Source organism: Actinomyces sp. ICM47, from assembly GCF_000278725.1.
GTDB lineage: Bacteria > Actinomycetota > Actinomycetes > Actinomycetales > Actinomycetaceae > Pauljensenia.
On record NZ_ALCA01000102.1, the window covers coordinates 1 to 7,527 of the forward strand.

Sequence of the window (7,527 nt, forward strand, 5' to 3'; positions counted from 1 at the left end):
ACCAGCCCAGTGAGTGCCCAGCGCACCGCCGCCCGTGAGAGCTTGGCGCGCGGATCGACCGCTTGGCTCATATCCTGACGCCACACGTGAGCGCACTCCTGGCACCGGTAGCGGCGCACGCTCACATGCAAAATCGTGGGACGCCACCCGTAAGGCTCGTGCGCCAAGCGCCTGACTACCGTGTCACGCGCCTCGCCCTGGCACCCGCAGCAGCGACACCACCGATCCTCACCAACAATGCGGCAAGCCAACACTGCATGGTCTGGCTCAATGCGCTGGCCGGTCACTTCCAGACCCAGGTCATCCAGGCGCGTGAACGCGCTCAGGTCAGGGCGATCAAAGGTAGTATTAGACATGTCGAGGTCTTTCAGATGGACAGTGTCGGAATCTCCATCATCGAAAGACCTCGACCCCTACACAACCACGACACACCCAACCCCACCCACCACACCTACACCCTCAAATGCGAAGAGCCAGCTTCCTCATCAAGCCCCTCACTTGCTTGCAAACGCTTGCCTGCCTTTGAAGCTGCTTCACGACTCACTCGCTCCGGCTGTTCTCTGCCCATACGCAGAGTATAGTGGCTGTGAGCACAGCACAGGGAGGAGCCAACATGGCACGTTCGGTGGTCGATGTTGCAACCTACATCTTGGAGCGTACGGATACGATCACAACAATGAAGCTCCAGAAGCTGGCCTTCTACTCGCAGGCACTCCACTTGGTGAATAATGGGACTCCACTGTTCCCTGAGGATTTCCAAGCATGGCGAGGGGGGCCGGTTGCACCCGAGCTCTATGCCCTTCACCGCGGCAAGTTCCTGATTCGCCCTGGTGAATTGGGTAACGCGGGCACTTCAGAGGGATTGACGGAAGAGGAGCGCACACTCATTGCCGCTGTATGTGACGCGATGAGCGAAGCGACAGGAGCTGATCTGAGCCAGCGAACCCACGCGGAGTCACCATGGCTCGACGCTCGCAAGGGCCTCGCTCCCTCCGAGCCTTCAGCTACTGTCATCACCAAGCAAGCAATGCACAACTACTACCAAACATACCCCGTCCTGCATTGACTATGAACTGCGCGCCAGAGATGCCCTGATACAGCACACAACCGCTGCTGAGTATTCTCGGCGTCATCTGGTCGAGATTTCGGTTCACGCATCGCTCAGCGCCCCTACTTTTCAACAACCTGGCCCCGGCCTCGTGAATGGACGAGGCCGGGGCCGATTTGCATCTGAACGATTCAGTTAGTCTTCGTGTTCGTCAGGTGACGACCGATGTAGCCGATGTAAACCTTGTGGGTCTTTTTTGTGTCCGCGTAGTAGTACATGCGTGGGGCGTTGCGGTCGTGGTGGGTGGGCGCGAAGTGGGTCCACATCGTGATCTCGCCGCTCGGGTCAACGATCGTCGGCACTGGGAACGTACGCTCACGACGCCAGCGCGGATTCCCTTTGACGGTGTCACTCTCGTTGGACTTATGACGGTGCGGTGAACACGTGCGGTAGCCGTCGGGTGCCGCTTTGAGGAAGTCGTACACGTTACCATCTGCGAAATCACCGGCCTCCCGCGCACGCAGATAGTCGCGCAAGACCAGTATGTAGCGCCAAAAGTCCTCCGCGTAGTTTCGCACGCTCAACTCGTCAAGCCGGAGCATCTCCCCCATCATCGCGTCCGGATCACCGAAGACAACGTGTTGGCGCACCCGCTCATGCTCCGCGTCACTCGTCATCCAGTCGTAGAGTTCAACCATGTCTGCCGGTGGCCGGTCGAGCATATTTTCCGAATATCTGTCGTCGGATTCGCGCTGATCCGGATGCGTAGCCTTCCACGCGAGATGACGGTTCTTTTGCTCCAACTCGCGAATCTCCTCGTTCGCATACAGGAGTACGATCTCCATATCATCCTTATGCGACGTCAACTCCTCCACTTCGGACCTGAGGTCCGCGAGCTTACGCTCACTCTCCTGCGCCGCCTCAGCGAGGAGTTCCTGTGCGGCTTCTGTTTCTGCACGCGCATGATCACGCTCTCCCTCAAGTTCAATGCACCTGGCGGTCTTCTCCTCCAGTCTCTTCTTCAGCTGCGCGACGGCTCGTTCACGGTCCTCACGCACGCGCGGGTTCGCAAACTCGAGCGCGTGCCCGATGAGGCCACGCAGCTGATCGCTCCAACCAGATCGGACAGCAGCGGGCTTGATGCCACAACGACGAACAAGGCCGACGCTGGGTAAGACACGACGCTTGGACGTGCGGGGCTTTCGCCCATTGTGTGTCGGAAGCGCTCTTGGCTGTGCGGCCCCAGCCTCCTGGCGTGGGACTTCCTTGCTTGCTTCTTTGCTGTGTGTTTCTTTATGGCGCGCCTCCTCCAGGGGGTGGAAGGTTGGAATTGAGGCCCTGCGCTGGTCGAGTACTTTGTGGGCCTGGAGGAGTTCCTTGTCCAGCCCGTTGTCCCACAGGTACTCGCGCGGCGTTCTCGCGATCGTGCGCGCCAGCGCCGGGTGGAAACGTCCCTGCTCCTCGTCGTAGCCACGCAAGAGGGTCGCCGCGGTCAGGACCCTGTGCCGACGCGCATCGATCAGGTCACCCGGCTGCACGCCCGGCAGGAACGTACGCAGGCTCCCTTGCGGCATGTCAAGCCCCTCACCGATCTTTGCGAGGTAGTCGGCATACACCTGCGGTGTCAGCAAGAAATAGGTGGCGCAGCCCAATGAGTCACCCGTCAGCGGGGCCAGAATCTGGTGCCACCGGCTTTCCTGCTTCAGAGCTTCCGGCGTATCGCCGTCGGTCAGCGGCGCAGCCACGACCACCGCGGTTCTCCTGCGCGGATCACGGATCCAGCCGATGAGTTCCTCCACCTGGTTGGCGTCGTTGATTGGCTGGAGGGTATCCGACAGCGGCATGTCCCGGTCAAAGACTCCGCCCTCACGGATGAGATCACACACCACTCGTGGAGGTTTCGCGTCCCATTTCCCGTCGCGTGGTGGGACCACCTCCACCCAGATAACCTGCCGATACGCCGACTCCTTCGTGGCGCTCATCGCGTACAGGCGCATCACCCAGTGCTCGCCGTCCTGAGTGCGTTCCACTGTTTCAAAGAGCTGTCGCCTGTAGTGCTTGTCGGCAGAAGTCTCCCTCGTCTTCGTTACGACGAGGTCCATGTGCTGCCCTCGCGATGATAGAAGAGTGCCGAATCGGTAGATGCCCTCGTCGTTACATGAGGCTTGCTCGCCCGCCTCCCACAGCGAATACTTGTCGTGCAGCCACTCATGGAAAAGCCGATCAGCGACGCGCAGCGCATCCTCCCGCTCGCCTAACTCCAAGACTGCCCGGTACCCACGTGCCATGATTCGCTCCCCCCTTGGGCATCAATAGACGAAATACACCTGCCAGCTTACGCCTACAGAACAACCATCACGCCACAAATATCTTGACGCTCATGAGCTACACATCACACAATAATCCCCGGCCTCATATCTGAGACCGGGGACCGCTCAGGCTCTGACGCTCAGGCAGTGCGTCGCAGCGCAATGCGTCAGGACGCGATGACCTCGACGCCGTTCACCTGCACGATGCTGGACAGCGCGTCGATGAACTGCTTGATGATCTTGCGGTTACGGCCATTCTGCATGAGGTTGGGTATGCCCTTCGTCGCACAGGAAACCTCAACGGTAACGCCCTGCTGGTGAGGGATAAAGCCGACGATGATGCGCTCACCCCAGGACATGAAGGTCAGGGGTGTCTCGAAGGTGAGGTAGCGTGCGTTCATGTCCGCCCCCATCATGGTCGCCTTCGGCACACTCGGGACGGCAGCCATCGCCGCTTGGAACACCTGCTCGTACGGCAGTGCGTACTGGAACGCCTGCTTGTTTTCGCGTATACCCATGGAGGTCTCCTTGCATATCTGATTGATGTATTGCCCGCCGCGTGATCGCCACGCGCGAGTGAGCGCAGAAGGGTACTCAGCCCTTCAAACCAGATCAGCGTATCAGTATCAGCTCTGGCAGCCAGTATATTGGCGTTGCTTGACAGCTCGGTCAGCGGCAATACACAAATCGGAGAGTTCCACCCTCGCGCACCTGTCACACACATAGACAGCAGGTGCCAGGCGGTGGAACCCGATCGGCACCTGCCGCTTGACGGCGGGCGAACCGCTCACGAACGCGGCTCGTAGGGGCTGACCGCGACGGAAGCGAGGTTCTGGCAAACGCTCAGCGAGAGCTGCAGGCTGATCGAACCCGAGCCGTCCGTGTTGAAGATGTCGACCTGATCGGAGGACGCAGGAGTGCAGCCGTCGACGCCATCAACGGATTCAGCCGTGAGGGTCACGCCCACGCGACCTCCCTGAGGAATCGTGTACACGTTGCCGGGATCCTCGCCGTCGCGCACTGCCTCAGACACGGTCGCTCCGCCCGAGGCGAAAAGAACCTGCGGGAAGCCGCTGACCCAGCACGAGTTTCCCTCATTCGTGAAGGTCAGCTCGACGTAGGTGGTGGTGCCGATCTGCTGGTTGCTCGTCACCGCGGGCTGCAGGTTCGTCAGGTCGCAATGCGCCTCGTTGTTGGTCACGTCAACCTCAGGAGCCTGGTTGCCTTTATCGAGCGAAGCGCTCTGGGGCGTCTCCCCGCTCTGGGCGTCCATGCCACTCTGTGCGGTGGGCGTAGCACTGGCTGAAACAGAAGCGCTCGGAGTCGGGGCCGAGGTCGTGGCACCGGAAGTCGGCTGGCTATCCTTCGGCGAACATGCACTCACACCCAAGACAAGGGCGGACAGGGCGGTCACGGCAAGGAGGCGTCGCGTTGTCATCATGGACCCATCCTATGAAAATGCGCGGAACAAGCGCCCCGCCACGCCGTTAGTTACCGAGTGATGACAAGCCGCGCAGGAGGTGCGAAGCGTGAGCGAGCCACGGCCTCGTCAATCCAGTGAAGAAGCCGGGCAGCGCATGTCTGCACTGCCCGGCTCTCATCGTTCTTAGCTATTCGAGACTGGCTCGATCTCGACGGGAGCGACGTCCATCTCATCCAGCGGCACCGTCCGGTCCTTACGCACCAGGTGATAGCCCCACCAGACCGCACCAAAGAGCGGCAGACCGATGTAGGAGGAGGCAACCTCCCACACCTGACCGTGAAGCACGGCCTCATAGTTCTGACCCGCCATCACGACCAGGCACATGATGAACGCGATGATCGGACCGGCCGGGAAGAACGGGGAACGATACGGCAGATCCTCCAGGCGGTAGCCCTGCAGCAGGTAGGCGCGACGGAAGCGGATATGACTGACCGCGATGCCCAGCCACATGATGATGCCGGAGATTCCGACGATGTTCACCAGCCAGATGTAGGCGTCCTCAAAAACCAGCTGCGTGAGGAAGCCGCACGCCGCCGTCACCGTCGTCACGGCCATCGCGTAACCCGGTACGCCGCCCTTCGTCACGCGCGCGAAAATCGCGGGCGCCTGGTGCTTGAGGGCCATCGAGTGCAGCATACGAGAGGCCGCGTACAGGCCCGAATTACCCGCCGACAGGATCGACGTCAGGATGACGGCGTTCATGACGGCCGCCGCCGCGCCGATGCCCATGCGGGCGAACACGAGCGTAAATGGCGACTGGGCGACATTGTTGGCGCTGTCATCGGCGGCGCTGAGCAGGCTCGGATCCGTGTAGGGCAACAGCGTGCCGATCACCGCGATCGCGCCAATGTAGAAGAACATGATGCGCCAGAAAACCGTGCGGATCGAACGCGGCACGTCCCGGCGCGGGTTCTCAGACTCGCCGGCGGCCACGCCTACGAGCTCGGTGCCCTGGAACGAGAAGCCCGCGATCATGAACACCGCGATGACGCCGACGAAACCGTTATGGAAGGGAGCATCGCCGGTCGTCCAATTCGACAGGCCCGGCGAGTTCGTGCCCATGACGCCCGCGATCATGAAGACGCCGGAAACCACGAACACGACGACAATGACGACCTTGATGGCCGCCAACCAGAACTCCGCCTCGCCGTAGACGCGCGCCGACAGGGCGTTGAGTCCCACGACGATGACCAGGAACACCACTGCCCATATCCACGAGGGCACCGATGGGAACCAATAGGCCATCACGAGGCCGGAGGCCACCAGGTCCGCGGCGACCGTCACCGCCCAGTTGAACCAATAGTTCCAGCCCATCGCGAAGCCAAAGGACGGGGAAATGAACTTCGTCGCGAAGGTCTGGAACGAGCCCGCGACCGGCTGGTGCGCGCTCATCTCGCCCAGGGACTGCATGAGGAGCAGCACCATGAGACCAATCGCCGCGTACGCGAGGAGCGCGCCGCCTGGGCCGGCGTTCGCGACCGTGGCACCCGAGGCCAGGAACAGGCCGGTGCCGATCGCTCCGCCTATGGCGATCATCTGCATGTGGCGCGATGCCAGGCCGCGCTTCAGCTGCGTGTCGGAGCGCTGCTGTACATCGCTGGCGATGTCATCGGGAGTAGGGGTATCCATAAATGGGTTCCTCGTCTGTTGATCGTGAGTCCCATACTAGCCCCAAATTCTTGTGTCGAGATTGGGACGTTCTTTCCGTGGCCTTTAACGAGGCCGTGGCTGGCTCACGCAATTTACCTCGCGGCGCGCGTGCGACGTGGCGCAGTATCTCAACACTTTCACACAATCTGGCGGCTTTGCACGCAGGCGAAGCTTGTCGAAGCACGAGATCCCCGTCAGCCCCCACCTAGCCACTCGGCTTGTGCATGAAAAGAGCGGAACGAGCCACGACCTCGTGCGTGATCCACTCCCCCACCGGACTCGGTCGCTACACTAAGATCCTCCCCGCGCTAAGGAAGGAAGAGACCATGACGCACCAACTCGTCAGCATCGGATGGATGCTGCTCGCCCTTGTCCTGTCTGCCTCCATCGGACTCGAACGACAGATCCGCGGCAAGAGCGCCGGCATCCGCACCCAGGCCATCGTGGGCCTCACCGCCTGCCTCATGATGCTCATCTCCAAGTACGGGTTCTCAGACATCCTCATCGACGGCATCACCCGCTACGATCCCTCGCGCGTCGCCTCGCAGATCGTGTCGGGCATCGGCTTCCTGGGCGCGGGCATCATCCTGACTCGGCACGGAGCGATCCGAGGCCTAACGACGGCCGCCACCATCTGGGAAACTGCGGCGATCGGCATGGCCTGCGGCGCTGGCCTGTGGTGGCTCGCCCTTGCGGGCACTGCCCTGCACTTCATCGTCATTGCGCTGCTGACCCCACTCGTCCAGTTCATCCTCATGCGCACCCACGGGCACAAGGTCACGCTCAGCGTCCACTACACTCCCGGACACGGAGTGCTCTCCACCCTCCTCACGCAGGTCAGCGCCCTGGGCTGGTCGGTGTCCGGCGTCTCCACGCGCACCGATTCAGCCCACCACACGTCCACCGCACGCTTCACGGCGTCGACTCGCCAAGATCTCTCACGCTCGATGCTTGTGACGACGCTCGCGGACCTCGACGGCGTTGCCGGCGTCGACATCACGGAAGAGGACGACGAGTAGCCCACTGCACGACACAAC

At 61.6% G+C, this 7,527-nt stretch carries 6 protein-coding genes and 1 pseudogene; 2 read left to right on the forward strand and 5 right to left on the reverse strand.

From position 1 onward, the window contains the following. Positions 1–356: pseudogene (locus HMPREF1136_RS07100) on the reverse strand (transposase family protein); the annotation flags it as partial. Between the two features lie 257 nt (positions 357–613). Here HMPREF1136_RS07100 and HMPREF1136_RS07105 point away from each other — a divergent pair. Next, on the forward strand, positions 614–1,066 hold the full coding sequence (locus tag HMPREF1136_RS07105) for a Panacea domain-containing protein (protein ID WP_009648670.1): 453 nt from the start codon (positions 614–616) through the stop codon (positions 1,064–1,066). 173 nt (positions 1,067–1,239) lie between these two features. Here HMPREF1136_RS07105 and HMPREF1136_RS07110 read toward each other — a convergent pair whose 3' ends face one another. From HMPREF1136_RS07110 to HMPREF1136_RS07125, 4 genes are all read right to left on the reverse strand, one after another. Beyond that, entirely contained in the window at positions 1,240–3,336 is a 2,097-nt protein-coding gene (locus HMPREF1136_RS07110) for a hypothetical protein (RefSeq protein WP_009648666.1), read from the reverse strand. Between the two features lie 188 nt (positions 3,337–3,524). Next, a complete protein-coding gene (locus HMPREF1136_RS07115; RefSeq protein ID WP_009648668.1) occupies positions 3,525–3,875 on the reverse strand; it encodes a hypothetical protein in 351 nt (116 codons plus the stop codon). A gap of 269 nt (positions 3,876–4,144) precedes the next feature. Then, a complete protein-coding gene (locus HMPREF1136_RS07120; RefSeq protein WP_009648671.1) occupies positions 4,145–4,798 on the reverse strand; it encodes a hypothetical protein in 654 nt (217 codons plus the stop codon). A 165-nt stretch (positions 4,799–4,963) separates the two neighbouring features. Continuing rightward, a complete protein-coding gene (locus HMPREF1136_RS07125; RefSeq protein WP_009648667.1) occupies positions 4,964–6,469 on the reverse strand; it encodes an amino acid permease in 1,506 nt (501 codons plus the stop codon). Positions 6,470–6,816: 347 nt separating this feature from the next. Between HMPREF1136_RS07125 and HMPREF1136_RS07130 the strand changes: the two genes are divergently transcribed. Continuing rightward, positions 6,817–7,509 (forward strand): MgtC/SapB family protein, encoded by a 693-nt coding sequence (locus HMPREF1136_RS07130; protein ID WP_009648669.1) that lies wholly within the window; start codon positions 6,817–6,819, stop codon positions 7,507–7,509. Positions 7,510–7,527: the final 18 nt, after the last annotated feature.